This is a genomic window from Paraburkholderia sp. HP33-1 (assembly GCF_021390595.1).
GTDB lineage: Bacteria > Pseudomonadota > Gammaproteobacteria > Burkholderiales > Burkholderiaceae > Paraburkholderia.
Genome location: NZ_JAJEJR010000002.1, coordinates 1,812,108 through 1,830,561, shown reverse-complemented (window position 1 = coordinate 1,830,561; position 18,454 = coordinate 1,812,108). Strand labels below are relative to the sequence as shown.

At 62.5% G+C, this 18,454-nt stretch carries 17 protein-coding genes and 1 pseudogene; 11 read left to right on the top strand and 7 right to left on the bottom strand.

The features are described from left to right. Positions 1-34: 34 nt before the first annotated feature. From L0U81_RS24325 to L0U81_RS24310, 4 genes are all read right to left on the bottom strand, one after another. Positions 35-1,357: an MFS transporter gene (locus L0U81_RS24325; RefSeq protein WP_233806471.1), complete on the bottom strand. Its 1,323-nt coding sequence runs from the start codon at positions 1,355-1,357 to the stop codon at positions 35-37. Between the two features lie 144 nt (positions 1,358-1,501). Beyond that, on the bottom strand, positions 1,502-2,389 hold the full coding sequence (locus tag L0U81_RS24320; RefSeq protein WP_233806470.1) for a LysR family transcriptional regulator: 888 nt from the start codon (positions 2,387-2,389) through the stop codon (positions 1,502-1,504). A 93-nt stretch (positions 2,390-2,482) separates the two neighbouring features. Next, complete coding sequence (locus L0U81_RS24315; protein WP_233806461.1) at positions 2,483-2,809, bottom strand: hypothetical protein; 327 nt, start codon at positions 2,807-2,809, stop codon at positions 2,483-2,485. A gap of 28 nt (positions 2,810-2,837) precedes the next feature. After that, positions 2,838-3,320 (bottom strand): glycoside hydrolase family 73 protein, encoded by a 483-nt coding sequence (locus tag L0U81_RS24310; protein WP_233806459.1) that lies wholly within the window; start codon positions 3,318-3,320, stop codon positions 2,838-2,840. A gap of 262 nt (positions 3,321-3,582) precedes the next feature. Between L0U81_RS24310 and L0U81_RS33585 the strand changes: the two genes are divergently transcribed. Beyond that, the gene (locus L0U81_RS33585; RefSeq protein ID WP_267957215.1) at positions 3,583-3,717 is read left to right on the top strand and encodes a hypothetical protein; all 135 of its coding nucleotides are present in this window, start codon (positions 3,583-3,585) and stop codon (positions 3,715-3,717) included. Between the two features lie 89 nt (positions 3,718-3,806). On the opposite strand, the pseudogene L0U81_RS24305 reads toward L0U81_RS33585, so the two are convergent. Beyond that, positions 3,807-4,100: pseudogene (locus L0U81_RS24305) on the bottom strand (LysR family transcriptional regulator); the annotation flags it as partial. 382 nt (positions 4,101-4,482) lie between these two features. Here L0U81_RS24305 and L0U81_RS24300 point away from each other — a divergent pair. The 4 genes from L0U81_RS24300 (at position 4,483) to L0U81_RS24285 (ending at position 9,065) form a co-directional block, all read left to right on the top strand. Continuing rightward, positions 4,483-5,640: a CaiB/BaiF CoA transferase family protein gene (locus L0U81_RS24300; RefSeq protein ID WP_233806457.1), complete on the top strand. Its 1,158-nt coding sequence runs from the start codon at positions 4,483-4,485 to the stop codon at positions 5,638-5,640. Between the two features lie 119 nt (positions 5,641-5,759). Further along, positions 5,760-7,061, top strand: a complete 1,302-nt coding sequence (locus tag L0U81_RS24295; protein ID WP_233806455.1) for a CitMHS family transporter — start codon at positions 5,760-5,762, stop codon at positions 7,059-7,061. A 36-nt stretch (positions 7,062-7,097) separates the two neighbouring features. After that, a complete protein-coding gene (locus L0U81_RS24290) occupies positions 7,098-8,264 on the top strand; it encodes an acyl-CoA dehydrogenase family protein (protein WP_233806454.1) in 1,167 nt (388 codons plus the stop codon). Between the two features lie 48 nt (positions 8,265-8,312). Beyond that, a complete protein-coding gene (locus L0U81_RS24285; protein WP_233806452.1) occupies positions 8,313-9,065 on the top strand; it encodes an IclR family transcriptional regulator in 753 nt (250 codons plus the stop codon). Positions 9,066-9,177: 112 nt separating this feature from the next. Here L0U81_RS24285 and L0U81_RS24280 read toward each other — a convergent pair whose 3' ends face one another. Beyond that, the gene (locus L0U81_RS24280) at positions 9,178-10,101 is read right to left on the bottom strand and encodes a LysR family transcriptional regulator (RefSeq protein ID WP_233806450.1); all 924 of its coding nucleotides are present in this window, start codon (positions 10,099-10,101) and stop codon (positions 9,178-9,180) included. Between the two features lie 136 nt (positions 10,102-10,237). Between L0U81_RS24280 and L0U81_RS24275 the strand changes: the two genes are divergently transcribed. Both L0U81_RS24275 and L0U81_RS24270 read left to right on the top strand, forming a co-directional pair. Beyond that, complete coding sequence (locus L0U81_RS24275) at positions 10,238-11,575, top strand: MFS transporter (RefSeq protein ID WP_233806448.1); 1,338 nt, start codon at positions 10,238-10,240, stop codon at positions 11,573-11,575. Between the two features lie 23 nt (positions 11,576-11,598). After that, complete coding sequence (locus L0U81_RS24270; RefSeq protein ID WP_233806446.1) at positions 11,599-12,774, top strand: L-rhamnonate dehydratase; 1,176 nt, start codon at positions 11,599-11,601, stop codon at positions 12,772-12,774. 77 nt (positions 12,775-12,851) lie between these two features. Here the strand turns inward: L0U81_RS24270 and L0U81_RS24265 are convergent, their stop codons facing one another. Then, entirely contained in the window at positions 12,852-13,868 is a 1,017-nt protein-coding gene (locus L0U81_RS24265) for a LacI family DNA-binding transcriptional regulator (protein WP_233806438.1), read from the bottom strand. A gap of 205 nt (positions 13,869-14,073) precedes the next feature. On the opposite strand from L0U81_RS24265, the gene L0U81_RS24260 reads away from it, so the two are divergent. From L0U81_RS24260 to L0U81_RS24245, 4 genes are all read left to right on the top strand, one after another. Continuing rightward, on the top strand, positions 14,074-15,213 hold the full coding sequence (locus L0U81_RS24260) for an ABC transporter ATP-binding protein (protein WP_233806436.1): 1,140 nt from the start codon (positions 14,074-14,076) through the stop codon (positions 15,211-15,213). A gap of 118 nt (positions 15,214-15,331) precedes the next feature. Then, a complete protein-coding gene (locus L0U81_RS24255; protein WP_233806434.1) occupies positions 15,332-16,585 on the top strand; it encodes an ABC transporter substrate-binding protein in 1,254 nt (417 codons plus the stop codon). Between the two features lie 78 nt (positions 16,586-16,663). Then, positions 16,664-17,569 (top strand): carbohydrate ABC transporter permease, encoded by a 906-nt coding sequence (locus tag L0U81_RS24250; RefSeq protein ID WP_233806432.1) that lies wholly within the window; start codon positions 16,664-16,666, stop codon positions 17,567-17,569. A 27-nt stretch (positions 17,570-17,596) separates the two neighbouring features. After that, positions 17,597-18,448: a carbohydrate ABC transporter permease gene (locus L0U81_RS24245; RefSeq protein WP_233806430.1), complete on the top strand. Its 852-nt coding sequence runs from the start codon at positions 17,597-17,599 to the stop codon at positions 18,446-18,448. Positions 18,449-18,454 lie beyond the last annotated feature (6 nt).

Genomic DNA, 18,454 nt, shown 5'->3' with positions numbered 1-18,454 from the left:
TGCGATGACATGCGTTTCTAGCGATGGGGCAGGCTCAGGCTGGCGGCGCGGCATCGCCGGTCGCGAGGCCGGCGGTTTCGTCTTCGGCGGGCGTCACGCGCATCACGAGCGCGATGATCGTGGCGATGACGAGGAACGCGGCGATCGTCAGCAACGCGAGCTTGAAGTTGCCGGTCGCGTTGCGCACGAGCCCGATGCTCCACGGCCCGACGAGTCCGCCGAACTGCGCGATCGTGTTGATCAGAGCGATGGTCGCGGCGCCGGCCGCGCCGGTCCTGAACGACGATGCGAGACTCCAGAACAGCGGATTGCCCGCATAGATGAAGAGACCTGTCACGCACAGCAGCAGATAGGCGATGACCGGACTCGGTGCGTACGCGCTGCCGGCAATGGCGAGCGCGCTCATGCCGTACACGAAAGCGAGGTGCTTCTTGCGGTCGCCGGAGCGGTCGGAACTGCGGCTGATCAGGAAGGTGCCGAGCACGCCGAGCAGCGGCGGCGCGGCCGACAGAAAACCGACCTCGATATTGCTCAACTCGCCGAGGCTTTTGACGATTTGCGGCAGCCACAGAAAGAGGCCATAAATGCCGACTAGCGCGCAACCGAACAGACAGGCGAGACTCCAGACGCGGATATCGCTCGCGACGCGCAGCAGCGGGACATGCCGGCTGCCGCCGACGGCTTCGCGCTCGGCGGCGAGCGTCGATTCGAGCCAGTGCTTTTCGTCCGGGGTGAGCCAGTTTGCGTCGGCCGGGCGCTCGGTCAGGATGCGCAGCGTCAGCAGACCCAGCAGCATCGCGGGTATGCCTTCGAGGATGAACATCCATTGCCAGCCGGCGAGGCCGAGAATGCCGTTGGCGTAGGTCATCAGCGCGGTCGAGATCGGACCGCCGAGCACCGCGGAAAACGAGCCGGCGACGATATAGCCGCCGACCGCGCGCGCCCGGTAGCGCACCGGAAACCATTTCGTCAGATAAACGGCAATGCCGGGCAGAAAGCCCGCTTCCATCACGCCGAGCAGAAAGCGCAGCACGTAGAAGCTCGTATCGTTGAACACGAAGGCGGTGGCTGCGGCGACCGCGCCCCACGTCAGCAGAATGCGCGCGATCCACACGCGGGCGCCGACACGATGCAAGATCAGGTTACTCGGTACTTCGAGCAGCATGTAGCCGACGAAGAAAATGCTACCGGCGAAACCGAATACCGCTGGACTGAAGCCCAGCTGCTTGTTCATATCGAGCGCGGCGAAGCCGATATTGATCCGGTCCAGATAGTTGATGAACATCATCGCGAAGAGCATGGGCATCAGGCGCCCGTACACTTTGCGCATCGTCGTGGCTTCGTCGAATGCGGTCATGCATGTCTCCATGCAGCGACGGGCGTGCCGTCATTGCGTTTTGTCGTATGTGCGCCTGGTGCAGCGGCCAGTCAATGATAGGAACGCACGGACGAGGAGTCCAAGACCGCTTGCTTATGCTTGTATAAGGTTTTTCTTATAGCGCTAGTCGATCGGCGGCGGCAGGCAGTCGAGGAAAGCGCGCAGATGCGGCGAGGCGTCGTCGGTGCGGAAGGTGGCGGCGAGCGTCGTGCGATACGACGAGCCCGGCCCGGACAGATGGCGAAACACGACGTCGGCGCGGCCGTGCCGCGCCACCGATTCGCCGACGATCGTGACGCCGAGACCCGCCGCGACGAGCGCGATGGCCGTCTGAATTTCGTAAGCCTCGTGGGCGATCATCGGCGTCACGCCGGCATCGCGATAGAGCGATTGGACCGAGTGTTTGAACTGCGCGTTCTGATGCCTGGGATACAGAATCAATGGCGTATCGGCGAGATCGGCAATGCGCAGGGTCTTGCGTGCGGCGAGTGGATGACCCGCTTCGAGCGCGACGACGACGCGCTCGCGCAGCAGCGTGAGCGACGTGCAGCCTTCCACGGTCACCGGTTGCCGGCCAATGCCGATATGGATGCGCATGTCGCGCAACGCATCGGTCTGCTCTTCGGTCAGCATTTCGAACAGCTTCAGTTCGACCTGGGGATAGGCCTTATGGAACTTCTTCAACGCGGGCGGCAGCACGCTGTACATCGACGATCGCGTGAAGCCGATGCTGAGCCAGCCACGCCGGCCGACGCCGATCTCCTGCGCGGCGACCGTCATCTGTTCGAGCGAGCCGAGGATCTGACGTGCCTCGGTGCAAAGATAATGGCCGGCCTCGGTCAGCATTAGCGGCCGTCGAGCGCGGTCGACCAGTTGCGTGCCGAGCCGTTCCTCCAGCGAGCGGATCTGTTGGCTCAGCGCGGGTTGCGCGATATGCAGCCGCTCTGCGGCGCGGCTGAAGTTCAGTTCCTCCGCGAGAATGACGAAGCACTGTAGGGCCCTTAGGTTCATGTCGGTGTTCCTGGCTGCGGAAGAGCGAGCATAACCCGTGGGGGGAGGGCGGTAATACAGGACGAACCCGCCATGGTGGTGGCGGGTCCGGGATCATGGTTTCGGTGGCAGCGGGGCGAAATGTTCCCCGTCACGTTGATTGGTGGTGACGTAGCCATCCCGCTTGCGAATCTTCAGAAAGAACAGCACCGGCGCCGTGGCCGGATCGCCACCGCATTCGGGCGTATGTTTCTCGTGAACGCCGACCATGAAATGGCGCTTCTCGTCTGAGACGTCGAATAGCAGGCATTGAGTTCGGTCGGAGGATAGATGGTGGCTTTGGGTCACTTCCGCTGCCCTGTCGGCTGCCTGATCCGCTGTGGCGATTGCTTGCCCTGATGCCATTGCGTGCGCGTTGGCGAGGAGCAGCGCAAAGGTCACCAATCGTGTCCTCACGGTTCTGCCTGTTTTACCGAACATCATAATGATCGAGATGGCGTGAGTGAATGATGCTGATCAATTTTGCGCCGTACTGCGGGTCGGTTGCGTAGTGGTTGCGAGCTATTTCAGTCGCAAATCCGATGCTGTCAATGTGCATGAATGCGGAACGGAAACGCGCGCTGTGTTTGAGCATATTGGCGTAGTCGTCCGCGGCATCGGCATAGCTGCTATACGCCCTGAACGTGTCAGTCGTCGCGACGGATACACCGTTCACGGTTTCGTGCGTACTAAACGTTGTACTTTGTCCGTTCGGGGAGCGGCCTTTGATACCAAAGTATGCGTTGCCTTTCACAGTTCTTCCCCAGTTACTTTCCAGCGCGGATTGTGCCAGGACCACACCGGCTGGTACTCCATATTTGCGCTGGATAGCCTGCGCAGTGGCACGATGGTTGTGAATAAAGTTAGGAACATAGGCGTCGTCCACATTCGCGTGGTGGTGGCGCTTTGGCATGAATGGCTCCTGAAGCCAACAAAAGGAGCCCCAAAGCTATACCTGACAGACAACGTTTGGCTATGGGCGAAGGATGAAAGTGATGCCCCTCAGTGATCGCTGCATCCAAACAACTCATTGGTCAACTATCGTCGGGGTTCTGATAATGTGCGCACAAAACAAGTCATAGCGGACGCGAGCGTCGGAGCATCGGCGCGGGCTCTCGCGACAATCCGGAGGAGACGATGCTGCGACTCAAGTCAGCCGGGTGGTTCTCGCGCTCATGTCCGCGATCTCTTTCATCATGTATCTCGATCGCGTCAACCTGTCGGCTGCGGCTGGCAACGCTGATATGGTCGCGACGCAGAAGGCGTTTGACGTCGTCACACGAATGGCGACCGAACGCCTCGCGCTTTAGCGCCTTCTGTGCGGCCCCGTCGATGCGCGCACCACGAGCTCAGGCGGCGGCCCGAGTACCATCGACGGCTGCCGCTCCGGCGTCTGGATCAGCACGCGGGACATCGACGATCGTGTGAAGCCGATGCTGAGCCAGCCGCGCCGGCCGACGCCGATCTCCTGCGCGGCGAGCGACATCTGTTCGAGCGAGCCGAGGATTTGACGCGCCTCGGTCAGCATCAGCGGCCGTCGCGCGCGATCGACCAGTTGCGTGCCGAGCCGGTCCTCCAGCGAGCGGATCTGCTGGCTCAGTGCGGGCTGCGCGATATGCAGCCGCTCCGCTGCACGGCTGAAGTTCAGTTCCTCCGCGAGAACAACGAAGCACTGTAGGGCCCTGAGGTTCATGTCGGTGTGCCTGGCTGGGGAAAGCAGAGCATACCGGTCATGACTGGAATCGTGGCCACGGCATGGCAGAAAGCCGGCCAGCCGCGACGACCAGCGAACGTCACGTGAAAAGCCGGTGTGGACGATTGACACCGATGCTGGCTACCGACGACTAGGGACATTCCCAGGGAATTTTTTTGGTAGCCGGCTTGACCTCCAGTATTCCTGCGTGTGAATATTAGTTCTCCCGTGTGAAAGTATGTGGGCGCACTCACGTCAATCCATTACGTGGTCGATGTAGCGGTTCTCCATCGTCAGATGGCTGGTGACAGTTCGTCCGCTGATCGTGCTGCATTGAGGGCTTGGCTATTTCCGTTCCTATCAATACGGAGTACTGATAACAATGGGCATTCCTTTTCCGTCGACAGCAGGATCGCTCCATGGCTTGCGTGTGGTGGATCTATCCCGCGTTCTCGGCGGCCCATATTGCACACAGATTCTCGCCGACCACGGCGCAGAAGTGATCAAGATCGAACCGCCTGGTGGTGATGAAACGCGTGGCTGGGGGCCGCCGTTTGATGGTGACACTGCCTCGTACTTCCAGGGCGTCAATCGCAACAAGCTGGGCGTCGTGCTGGATCTCACGCAGCCAGCGGAACGCGAACGCCTGCTTGCGCTGCTCGAAACCGCCGACGTGCTGGTTGAGAACTTCAAGATCGGCACACTGGAGCGCTGGGGACTCGGCTACGACGCCATACTTGCCGCGCGCTTTCCGCGGCTCGTGCATTGCCGTGTGTCCGGATTCGGCACGGACGGCCCCCTAGGCGCCCTGCCAGGCTATGACGCAGCGATCCAGGCGATGACCGGTCTGATGAGCGTCAACGGCGAGGCGGGTGGTGCGCCGCTACGGGTCGGCGTGCCGATCGTTGATCTCGTGACGGGGCTGAATGCCGCCCTAGGTATCCTCATGGCACTGCGCGAACGCGAGACGAGCGGCCGAGGCCAGTTCGTCGAATCGACGCTGTTCGACTGCGCGCTGTCGATCCTGCACCCGCACACGCCCAATTACTTCTACTCGGGTAAAGAGCCGCAGCGCACGGGCAACGCGCATCCGAACATTACGCCTTACGACATGTTCCACGCGGGCAGCGGGGACATCTTCCTTGCGGTCGGCAATAACACACAGTTCGCGGCGCTCTGCCGGCTGATCGAGGCGCCCCAGCTCGCCGGAGACCCGCGCTTCGGCGACAACCGCTTGCGCAATCAGCATCGCGCCGCCCTGCGCGCGGAGCTGGAGCAACGTTTCGCCGCGTGGGACGGCCCCAAGCTCGCCGACATGCTCGTGCGCCACGGCGTGCCGTGTGCGCCTGTGCTGGGAGTTGGCGCGGCCCTCGCGCACCCCCATACAGCCCATCGCGCGATGAAGGTCGAGATGGGCACATATCGCGGAATCGCCTCGCCGATCAAGCTGGCCCGTACACCGGCCACCTACCGGAGCGTGCCACCGGCACTCGACGAACACAGTGCGCAGATCTTCGGAGAACGATCGGGCGAGGCGTAGCCAGCGCACCAACAGAAGGGTCGACATAACCACAACTGCGGCGCACGCAACGCCGCGCAGGAGACAACAATGACATCTGCCAACCAGGCAAGACGCCTCGCGCGCAGAGAGGGCGGCTCATGCTCGCGCTGATCGGTACGCTGGCGATCGTCGCCCTCTTCACGCTGATCATCACGAAGCGGCTCTCGCCACTCGTCGCACTGATCGCCGTGCCCATCGTCGCGGCGCTTGCAGCGGGATTCGGGCTCTCCACCGCGAAGCTCATCGTTCATGGAGTCCAGAACATCGGTCCGGTTGCGGGCATGTTCGTTTTTGCGATCCTTTTCTTCGGCATCCTCACTGATGCCGGAATGCTCGACCCGATCATCAACGGTGTGCTGCGTGTCGTGGGCTGCCATCCTCCGCGCATTGTCATGGGGTCCGCCCTGCTTGCATTGCTCATCCATCTGGACGGCTCAGGCGCGGTCACGTTTCTCGTCACACTGCCCGCGATGATGCCGCTCTATACGCGCCTTGGTCTCGACCGCCGCATTCTTGCGTGCGTTGCATCGATGGCCGCGGGCGTCAACTTTCTCCCCTGGGTCGGTCCCATGCTCCGCGCTTCCGCGGCCCTGCATATCCCGGGCACCGTGATCTTCTATCCGATGATTCCGGTTCAGATCGTCGGGCTTGTCTTCGTGTTCGGCACGGCATACCTGCTCGGCAAGCGGGAGGAGAAGCGCCTCGGTCTTACGCGCGAGCACGCCGCCGGCATCGCCGCCACGCCGCGGGTGCTCACGCCAGAGGAGCTTGCGCTGCGCCGGCCCCGGCGCTTCTGGATCAATCTCGTGCTCACCTTCGTCGTACTTGGCACGCTTGTGTCTGGCATCGTCGATCCGATGGTCATGTTCATGATCGGCACCGTGCTGGCACTCGTCATCAACTATCCGGATGTGAAGCAGCAACGTGAGCGCGTCGACGCGCACGCGAAGGCGGCCTTGATGATGGCGAGCGTGCTGCTTGCGGCGGGCGCCTTTACCGGCATCATGACTGGCACCGGCATGCTCAATGCCATGGCGGAAGTGGTTGTGCGCCATGTGCCTGCCGAGCACGCGCGCCACATGCCATTCGTGCTGGGACTCCTCTCCATGCCGCTCAGCCTGCTCTTCGACCCCGATTCGTTTTACTTCGGCATTCTGCCTGTGCTGGCGAAGAGTGGGGAACTGCTGGGTGTGCCACCGGTACAGATGGCACAGGCGGCACTCCTTGGTCAGATGACTACCGGCTTCCCCGTCAGCCCGCTCACACCGGCAACGTTCCTGATTGTCGGCCTGACGGGCGTGGAACTCGCCGAGCATCAGAAGTTCACGATTCCGTTCCTGTTTGCCGCTACTTTGCTGATGGTGTTCACCGCGGTACTGATAGGCCTGTTCCCGCTTTGATTCCATTTTCGTTTATGCCCTGAGAGGAGGTCCGCGATGAATTTCAACCTCAATGAAGACCAGCAGTCAATTGTCGCTGCAATCGAAAAGATCTGCGAGCGTTTCGACGACAGCTACTGGCTCGAACGCGACCGCGAAGGTGGCTTCCCGCACGACTTCCACCGGGCACTCGCCGACGCTGGCTGGCTTGGCATTGCGATGTCGCCGGACTACGGCGGCTCCGGGCTCGGTATGACCGAGGCGGCATTGATGATGCGCACGATCAGTGCGTCTGGCGCCGGGCTCTCGGGTGCGTCGGCCGTGCACATGAACATCTTCGGGCTCAATCCGGTGCAGGTGTTCGGTAGCGAGGCGCAGAAGCGGCGTTTTCTGCCACCGCTCATCGAGGGCCGCGACAAGGCCTGCTTCGCAGTCACTGAGCCCGACGCGGGCCTCGACACGACGCGCCTGAAAACACAGGCTGTGCGCGATGGCGATCATTACGTGCTCACGGGCCGCAAGATCTGGATCTCGACGGCACAGGTCGCCAACAAGATGCTCATCATCGCGCGCACGACGCCGCTCGACCAGGTGACGAAGCCCACCGATGGCTTGAGCCTCTTTTATGCCAATCTCGACCGCACACGCGTCGAAGTCCGCGAGATCGAGAAGATGGGCCGCAAGGCCGTCGATTCGAACATGCTCTTCATCGACGGCCTGCGCGTGCCGGTGGAGGACCGCATTGGCGAAGAGGGCAGGGGCTTCCACTATCTGCTGCACGGCCTGAATCCTGAGCGCATTCTGATTGCCTCGGAAGCGGTGGGGCTCGGCCAGGCTGCATTGCGCCACGCAACGCAGTATGCGAAGGAGCGCGTCGTGTTCGGACGTCCCATCGGGCAGAACCAGGCAATCCAGCATCCGCTCGCGCAAGCGTGGATGGCGCTCGAGGCCGCGAACCTGATGGTGATGAAGGCCGCCACGCTGTATGACGCGGGCGAACCGTGCGGCGCCGAAGCCAACGCCGGCAAATATCTTGCCGCTGAAGCCGCGTTCCAATCGTGCCAGACGGCCATCGCGACCCTGGGCGGTATGGGATACGCGAAGGAATACCACGTCGAGCGCTATCTGCGGGAGTGTATGATTCCACGGCTCGCGCCCGTCAGCCCGCAAATGATCATGTGCTTCATCGCGGAGAAGGTGCTCGGGCTGCCGAAGTCGTATTGATCAGCGCAAGGGGCATCGCGCCGCCTTGCGATCCACTGCCTGCCCCCTATGGACGTCAAACTCGTTGCCCGCACGCTCGACCTGTTCGAACTCTTTGCCGCAGAACAGAGGCCGCTGCCGCTTGTTGAAATGGCGCGGCTCCTGAACGTGCCCCCATCGAGTTGCCTCGCGCTTGCCCGCACCCTCGTGAGCCGCGGCTATCTCTACGAAGTGCGCAAACGGGGTGGCTACTATCCCACGCGGCGTCTGCAACTGCTCGCGAACGCGATCAACGCGGTCGATCCCGTCGTTGAAATGTTGCATCCCCGGCTGGTGGAGCTGCGCGACGTGACCGGCGAAACCATCGTGCTTGGCAAGATCCACGGCACGGCGGTCATCTATCTGGACGTGGTCGAATCGGAGAAGGCCGTGCGCTATGCCTGCGCACCGGGCTCACTGCGGCCGTTGCATGCGAACTCTATCGGCAAGGTGATTTTCGGCGAACTCGATCCGACGACGCAGGAGGCACTGAGCGCAAAGCTCCACTTCGAGCGATTCACGGACGCAACCGCCGCTGATCGCGCCACGTTCATGGATCAGGTCAGCACCGCGCATCAGCGTGGCTGGTGCGCGAATATCGGCGAAAGCTTTCCCGAGCTTTCGGCGGTGGCCGTAGCCCTCGACTTCGGCGGCGATCTGTATGGGCTTTCAGTCGGCGGCCCGACGGAGCGCATCCGCGAGCGGTTGCACGAGCACGTGGCAACCCTGGTCAAGGCAAAGCAGCAAATCCTTTCAACCTGGCAGAAGAGCGAGGCGGGCTGATCCCCGACGATCTGCACCTGAGCGTTCTTCGCGCGCGCGGATATTGCGCTTCACGCGGCGCCCGCTCAAACGGACAGCAACGCGAGCGGGGTATTGCGCTTCGCCGAAAGCCTCACGCCGCTCGGATCGAATCGATGACCAGTTGCATCGCCGGCGTGATGCGCCGGTTCCTGCGCAGAATCAGCCCATACGGTGCCAGCCGCCCGCGCAGCGGCGTCGCGATCGCGGCGATCGCGTCGAGCGCGACGTAGTATTGGGCGACCGAACTCGGTAGCACGGCGAGCATGTCCGAATCGCGCAGCAACGACAGCGTGGTCAGAATCGACGACGTCTCGACCGTGCTGACCGGCGGCGCGACGCGCGACTCGCGAAACGTTTGATCGATGACCTGGCGCATCGGGCTCGGATGCGGCTGGATGATCCACGGATAACGCGCGAGGTCCGTGAGCTTTGGCCGCGTGCCCGCTTGTGTGGCCGGATGATCGGGCCGCACGACGATCGAGAGCGCCTCTTCCGCCAACGTCTCGAAGCTCAGATCGAGCGCCGGAAAACCATCGGGAATGCGGCCGATCACGATATCGAGCTGATCCTGTTGAAGCGCTTGCACGAGCACGTCGCTGGTGTCGATCGTGACCGCCATCTGCAGGCGCGGATGCGCTTCCTTCAGCTTGACGATCGTGTGCGTCAGCAATTCGGGCGACGGCGCCATCACCGCGCCGATGCGCACCTTGCCGATATCGCCGGCCTCGATGCCGGCCAGCTCCTCGCGCAACTCATCGAGATCTTCGAACACGACGCGCGCATAGCGCATCACGGCCTCGCCGAAGATGGTCGGCTCCATGCCGCGCGCGTGGCGCACGAACAGCGACACGCCGAGCGTGTCCTCGAGTTCCTGTAAGGCCTTGGTCGCGGCGGGCTGGGTCATCGCCAGATCGTCGGCGGCCCGGCGCAGCGATTCCGTTTCCGAGAGCGCGACCATCAATTGCAGATGACGCAGGCGCAAGCGTTTGCGAATGGCGGAGGCGGGCGGGATCATGAGCGATAACTCTAGCGAATCGGCTGATTCGAATAATTCAGTGGTCAGTTATCGGATAGTTTCGCACACTGGCGCTTGTCACACGACGGCAAGCGCAACGCCGTTCGGGTTGACCAGACCAAACTGGAGACGACGCATGACGATCACCGCGAGCCCCGCGCTCGACAGCGCAATTGCCAAAGCGCGCACGAGGCTGCTGCCATTTCTGATCCTGATGTATGTGCTGGCCTTCATCGATCGCGCGAACGTCGGCTTCGCTAAGAATGTGCTGCAGGCCGACACCGGCCTGAGCGATGCGGCGTTCGCCTTTGGCGCCGGCATCTTCTTCGTCGGCTATGCGGTATTCGAAGTGCCGAGCAATCTGCTGATGTACCGCTTCGGGGCGCGCATCTGGATGAGCCGCATCATGGTCACGTGGGGCATCGTCTCCGCGTGCACCGCCTTCGTCGACAGCGCGACGAGCTTCTACGTGCTGCGCACGCTGCTCGGCATCGCCGAAGCGGGTTTCTTCCCCGGCATCATCCTGTTCCTGTCGAACTGGTTTCCCGCCAGAACGCGCTCGCAGACGATGGGCATGTTCTATTTCGGCTTCCCGCTCGCGCTGCTGCTCGGCAGTCCGATCTCGGGTCTGCTGCTCGATGCGGGCAATCCGTTCGGCATGCATCCGTGGCAGTGGCTGTTCGTCGTCGAAGGGCTCGCGGCGTCGGTGGTGGGTGTCGTCGCGTACTTCTACCTGACCGACCGGCCCGTGCAGGCGCGCTGGCTCAATGCCGGCGAGCGCGACGCGCTCGATTACGCGTTGCGCCAGGAAGACCGTCAGAAGCTCGCGCATGGTCCGTCGTCGGTGCTCGCGGCACTGCGCGATTCGCGCGTGCTGTTCTGCAGCCTGATCTACTTCGCGGTGCAGATGAGCGTGTACGGCGTCGTGTTCTATCTGCCGACGCGTATCGCCGGACTCGCGAGCGGCGGCCATGTCGGCGTCGAGGTCGGACTGCTGACCGCAATTCCGTGGATCGCCGCGATCATCGGCACGTTCTGTGTGACGCGCTTCGCCGACCGCCACGGTCATCACCGTGTGTGGGCCGCGGCGATGCTCGCGCTCGCGGCGTTCGGCATTGCCGCGTCGGCGATGACGTCGTCGGTCACGTTGGCGATTGCCGCGTTCTGTTTCGCCGCCATCGGTTTCGTCTGCGTGCAGCCGCTGTTCTGGACGCTGCCCACCAATTACCTCGGCGGCGCCGCGGCCGCGGGCGGCATCGCGTTGATCAATTCGATCGGCAACCTCGGCGGTTTTGTAGCTCCGAATCTTAAGGGGGTAGCCGAGCGCATGATCGGCTCGTCGCAGGCGGGCATGTTCTCGCTCGCCGTGGTCGGTCTGATCGGCGCATCGCTGCTGCTGACGTTCCGCTTTGCATCCGCCTCCCATTCCATCTCTCATCGCTCCGGCCCGCTCGGCGAACGCACGGGCCACTGACTCTCCGAAGGAAATCGTCGAACATGAAAATCAGGCATATCCGCACGCGCGTTTTCGAGTGGAAAGGCAAGGTCGTCCCGCCGCAAGCGCATTTCTGCACGAACGCGGTCGATATTCTCTACGAGCACGACGATGCGATGGGTTCGTTCCGCTTTCACGGCTGGCTCGTCGTCGAAGTCGAATGCGACGACGGCACCGTGGGTATCGGCAATTGCGCGCTCGCGCCGCGCATCGCGAAGCAGATCATCGACGAATACCTCGCGCCGATCGCGATCGGCGAAGATCCGTTCGACAACGAATACATCTGGCAGAAGATGTATCGCCGCACGCTCGCATGGGGCCGCAAGGGCATCGGCATGGCGGCGATCTCCGCGATCGATATCGCTCTGTGGGACGTCATGGGCAAAGCAGTGAAAAAGCCGGTGTTCAAGCTGCTAGGCGGCCGCACGAAAGAAAAGATCTGGTGCTATGCGTCGAAGCTCTATAACAACGACGATCGCGACGCGTTCCTCGGCGAAGCGGAAAGCTATCTGGACAGCGGCTTCACCGCGATGAAGATGCGCTTCGGCTATGGTCCGAAAGACGGCCCCAAAGGCATGGCGAAAAACATCGAACAGGTGCGGCTGTTGCGCGAGCTGGTCGGCGACGAAGTCGACATCATGCTCGAATGCTATATGGGCTGGACGCTCGAATATGCGCGCAGAATGCTGCCGCGCCTTGCCGAATTCAATCCGCGCTGGATCGAGGAGCCGGTGATCGGCGACGACATCGAAGGCTATCAGGAACTGAAGAAGATGAACCTGATGCCGGTGTCGGGCGGCGAGCACGAGTTCACGAGCTACGGCTTCAAAGATCTGCTCGAACGCCGCGCGATCGACGTGATCCAGTACGACACGAACCGTGTAGGCGGCATCACGGCGGCGCGCAAGATCAATGCGATGGCCGAAGCGTGGTCGGTGCCGGTGATTCCGCACGCGGGGCAAATGCACAACTATCATCTGACGATGGCGAGCACCGCGAGCCCGATGTCGGAGTTCTTCCCGGTGTTCGACGTCGAAGTGGGCAACGAATTGTTCTACTACATCTTCGAAGGCGAGCCGCAACCGGAGAATGGCTATCTGCAACTATCCGACGACGTGCCGGGCCTTGGCATCAAGCTGAGCGACAAGTATCTTGCCGATTTCAACATCGTCGAATGAGTGGACGGGCCCGAGGCAAGCACATGAAGCCACGCATCGCGGAACTGCTGATCGTCGGCGACGGAGCGCCTCGCGCTTTAGCGTTTTCTGCGCGGCCCTGTCGATGCGCGCACCACGAGCTCGGGCGGCGGCCCGAGCACCATCGACGGCTGCCGCTCCGGTGTCTGGATCAAACGGATCAGACTCTTGATGGATAGCTCTGCAACAGCTGCGGTTTGAATCGCGACCGTCGTTAACGCGGGATGCACCTGATGCGCGAGTTGAATGTCGGTGATGCCGATCACCGAGACGTCGTCGGGCACCGAGCGGCCGAGCGTGATCAATGCCTGGATCGCGCCGATCGCGAGCAGGTCGTTGGTCGCGAAAATCGCGCTCAGTTGTGGGCGGTTCGCCATCAGCTCCATGCAGGCTGCGAAGCCGGCGTCGATCGAGTCGCGAATCTGCAGTACCGCGGCCGCGTCGGCTTCGATGCCGGCCTCGCGCATCGCCGCGCGAAAACCGTTCGAGCGCGCGTCCTGCAAACCGCCGCAGCCATCGCCGATCAGCAATCCGATCTCGCGATGACCGAGTCCGAGCAGGTGCCGCGCAGCCAGCTCGCCCGCACGCGCGAAGTCGACCGCGATGCACGGTAGCGCGGGCGGCGACTCGGGATGCTCCCACATGGCGAGCAGAATCGGCGCGCTATGTGTCGCCGATGCGCACAGGTCGTTGATCGTGATGTCCGTGTTCATCACGAGCACGCCGTCGGCGAGCGTGCCGGCTATCTGGTTCAGATACGCACGGCCGATCTCGGCATCATCGTCAGTATTGCAAACCATCAGGAAGTGGCCGGTCTTGCGTGCCGCGCGCTCGGCGGCGAGCACGAACTCCGGGTAGAACGGGTTCGAGATGTTCGACAGCATCAGCGCGAGCGTCGACGAGCGGCCTTCGGCGAGCGCGCGCGCATTCAGGTTCGGCCGATAGCCGAGCTCGGCGATCGCCTGCAACACGCGCTCGGCCGTTTCAGGGCGGACTTTCTCGCGATTGCGCAGCACGTTGGAGACGGTGGCGGCGGTAACCTGCGCGCGTTTCGCAACTTCGGACAACGTAACCATGTTCGGTTTATCCCATATTTAGGGAGGGTAATTCAAATGTTGCAAACTGCCAGCGACATTGCTAACTTTCTCAAAAACGTACCGGAGACACCCGCCATGACTTCTTCCGTCGAACCCAAATTTAAGCGATTAAATGCGCTCGGCACAAGCCCCGGGCATTTTATTTCAGCGAAAATTTAAGCGGTTAAATCAAGGCGGAGACAGCATGGCGACGATTCGTTTGAGCGATGTGCAAAAGGCCTACGGCGATCATCCGCCGGTGATCCGGCGCGTGAATCTGGAAATCGCGCAACACGAGTTCTGCGTGTTCCTTGGTCCGTCGGGTTGCGGCAAGTCGACGTTGCTGCGAATGATCGCCGGTCTCGAAGACCTCAGTGAAGGCAAGCTACATATTGGCGGGCGGCTCGTCAACGACGTGCCGGCCGCCGAGCGAGGCGTCGCGATGGTGTTCCAGAGCTACGCGCTGTTTCCGCACATGACCGTGTTCGACAACATGGCTTTCGGTCTCAAGCTCGCGAAGCAGCCGAAGGACGTGATCGAGCGCAAGGTGCGCGAAGCCGCGCGAATTCTGCAACTGGAGAGCCTGCTCGAGCGTCATCCGAAAGCGCTGTCGGGCGGGCAGCGGCAGCGCGTCGCGATCGGCCGTGCGATCGTACGCGAGCCGGGCGTGTTTCTGTTTGACGAGCCGCTCTCGAATCTCGATGCCGCGCTGCGCGGCCAGACGCGGGTCGAGATCGCGCGGCTGCATCAGCGCTTCGCGAACGCGAGCGTCGTCTACGTGACGCACGATCAGGTCGAAGCGATGACGCTCGCCGATCGCATCGTGCTGCTGCATGCGGGCGCCGATGCCGAGCGCTTCGGCAGTATCGCGCAGAGCGGAGCGCCGCTCGAGCTCTATCACCACCCGAGGTCGCTCTTCGTCGCGGGCTTTATCGGCTCGCCGCGCATGAACTTTATCGATGCGACTGTCGAGTCGATCGAGCCGGGGCGTGTGACGGTTGCGCTTGCGGCAGGTGCGGAAAAACTGGTCGCGCACGTCGACGGCGAACGTCTGCAACGCGGGCGGCGCGTCACGCTCGGCGTGCGCCCCGAGCACCTGCGGCTCGATGGCGACGAGCAGTTCATTCAGTGCTCGACGGTGCTGTCGGAACGGCTCGGCGAGCACAGCTATATCCACGCGGACCACGCGGGCGGCACGCTGATCGCGAAGGCGCCCGGCGATACGCCGCTCGGCGCGGGCGAGCGCCTTCGCGTTCGCGTGCCGCCGGCCGCCTGTCATTTGTTCGACGAACAGGGACTCGCGCTGCGGCGTAGCACGTTCGAACCGGAACGCGCGGCCGCCTGATCGATCGTCGACGGCGGACCCGGCATTGACGGTTCGTCGTACTGAATTCCGCCATAGAGCGGGTTACATCGCCGGCCACGCTGCGTAGCCGGTCAACAAGGTAGACAAGGAGACATAGATGATTGCTCTTCGCCTTCGCCGTCTTGCTCAGGTGTCGATCGCCGCGGCCGTGGTGGCCGGCGCGCTCGGCAGTGCCGCGGTCGACGCGGCCACGCTGAACGTCAACGTGTCGGCGCGCGGTAATCAGCGCTCGACGTGGCAGGACGCTTTCGACCAGTTCAAGAAGGCCAATCCCGACATCGATCTGAAAATCACCTACGTGACCGAGGAGGCGTACAAGGTGCAGATGGGTGGCTGGCTCGCCACCGATCCGCCCGACATCGTCTCGTGGCACGACGGCGAACGCATGGCCTACTATGCGCAGCGCGGTCTGCTCGAAGATCTGAGCTCCGACTGGGCGAAGAACGGCTGGTCGCAGCAGTATGCATCGGTCAAGGACGCGTCGACGTACAAGGGCAAGCAGTACGCGGCGCCGCTCGGCTATGACGCGTACGGCTTCTTCTATCGCAAGGATCTGTTCGAGAAGGCCGGCATCAAGAGCGAGCCGAAGACGTGGGACGAACTGCTCGAGGCGAACAAAAAGCTGAAGGCGATCGGCGTCGCGCCGATCGCGGTGGCCGCGCGCGATAGCTGGACGCTCGCGGCCTGGTTCGACTATCTCGATCTGCGCATCAACGGCAACGAGTTCCATCAGAAACTGATGGCCGGCGAGATTCCATACACCGATCCGCGCGTGAAGAAGGTCTACACGACGTGGAAGACGCTGCTCGACAATCACGATTTCATCGACAACGCGCTCTCGTACGACGTCGATTCGATCGGGCCGATCCTCAACAACGGCAAGGCCGCGATGATGCTGATGGGCACGTTCTTCTCGGCGAGCTTCCCGCCGTCGATCAAGGATCAGATCGGCTTTTTCCGCTTCCCGGTGATCGACGCGAACGTACCGATGGCCGAGGACGGTCCCGTCAACGTGCTGCTGATTCCGGCGAAGGCGAAGAACAAGGCCGACGCGCGCAAGCTGCTCGCGTTCATGGAGACGCCGAAGATCAACTCCGAGCTCGCGAAGGGCTGGGGACAGTTGCCGTCGAACAGCCAGGCGGTGCCGCCTGAAGATGCGATCTCAAAGGTCGGCTTCCAGACGCTCGCAAACACGAAGGGCGGCATCGCGCAGTTCTACGATCGCGACATGCAGAAGGAAATGGCCGACGAGGGCATGAAGGCCATGCAGCAGTTCTACAGCGATCCGTCGCAACTCGACAGCGTGCTCGCTCATCTCGAAGCGACGCGCAAGCGCATCTACCAGAAGTAAGTCCCACCGCGCCGGCCGCCTGATCGCGGCCGGCCTCCGGGTTCCAGTTCCGCCTTCGATTTCCGACGAGGCCGTTCCATGTCTCATACCGCAGCGCGCCGCCTGCCCGCGGCGCGGCACCGTCGCGTCTCGACGACGCGCCGTCATCAGCATCGCGCCGCGTTTTTCTTTCTGCTGCCGGGGTGCGCGTTGTTTGCGCTGTGCGTGATCTATCCGATCATCAGCAGCATTTCGCTGAGTTTCTACAACTGGGACGGCATGACGCCGAAGACCTTCGCGGGTCTCGCCAATTACGTCGAGCTATTCCAGTCCGATACGTTTTATACGGCGCTGAAGAACAACCTGATCTGGCTCGCGCTGTTTCTGCTTGCCCCGCCGCTGGGTCTGCTGTTCGCGTTGTATCTGAACCAGCACGTGCGCGGCATGCGCGTCGTGAAGTCACTGTTTTTCGCGCCGTTCGTGCTGTCGGGCGTGGTGGTCGGCCTTGTGTTCAGCTGGTTCTACGATCCGACATTCGGGTTGCTGCGGCTGATCGTCGGTCGTGGCATACCGGTGCTCGGCGATCCGCATACGGTCACGTTCGGCATCATCTTCGCCGCGTTGTGGCCGCAGACGCCGTTCTGCATGGTGCTGTATCTGACCGGGCTCACCGGCATCAATCCCGAGGTGGTCGAGGCGGCGCGCATGGAAGGCGCGAAGGGATTGCGACTGCTGTGGCACGTGATCCTGCCGCAATTGCGGCCAGCCACCTTCATGGCGGTGGTGCTGACTGTGATCGGCGCACTGCGCAGCTTCGATCTGATCGCGGTGATGAGCAGCGGCGGTCCGTTCGACAGCTCCACCGTGCTCGCCTATTTCATGTACGACCAGGCGATCAAGTATTACCGCGAAGGCTATTCCGCGGCGATTGCCGTGGTGCTGTTCGCGATCATGCTCGTCTATATCGTGTTCCATCTGCGCCGCATGCTGCGCGAGGAACGCTGATTCTCTGAACGTCAGGAGTACCAGGTCATGTATCCGCTTCCCGTCGAACGCTGGAAACCGCTGAATCGCGGGCTTTACAAGGCATCGCTGCCGCTCGCGCTGTTTATCTGGCTGCTGCCGATGCTGGCCGTGCTGCTCACGTCGATCCGTTCATCGGACGAGCTATCGCAGGGCGACTACTGGACGTGGCCGAAACACTTCGCGCTACTCGAGAACTACGGGACCGCGCTCACGCAAACGCCGATGCTGCATTACTTCGCCAACAGCGTGCTGATCACGGTGCCGTCGGTGATCGGCGCGATCGTCCTCGCGTCGATGGCGGGCTTCGCATTGGCGACCTATCGCTTTCGGGGCAACACGGCCGTGCTGTTCGCGTTCGTTGCCGGCAATTTCGTGCCGATCCAGATCCTGATGATTCCGGTACGCGACATGGCGCTGAAGTTTGGCCTGTTCAACACCGTGTGGGCGCTGGTGATCTTTCATGTGTCGTTCCAGACCGGCTTTTGCACCTTGTTTTTGCGCAACTTCATCAAGCAGTTGCCGTTCGAGATGATCGAGGCCGCGCGCGTCGAAGGGGCGAGCGAGTGGGCGATCTATCTGCGCATCGTGCTGCCGCTGATCCGCCCCGCGCTCGCCGCGCTCGCGATCCTCGTGTTCACGTTCGTGTGGAACGACTACTTCTGGGCGCTGTGCCTCACGCAAGGCGACGACGCAGCGCCGATCACGGTCGGCGTCGCCGCGCTGAAGGGGCAATGGACGACCGCGTGGAACCTGGTCGCGGCGGGCTCGGTGCTGGCCGCTTTGCCTTCGGTGCTGATGTTCTTCGCGATGCAAAGGCATTTCGTCGCCGGACTGACCTTCGGGGCAAGCAAGGGATAAACGGCG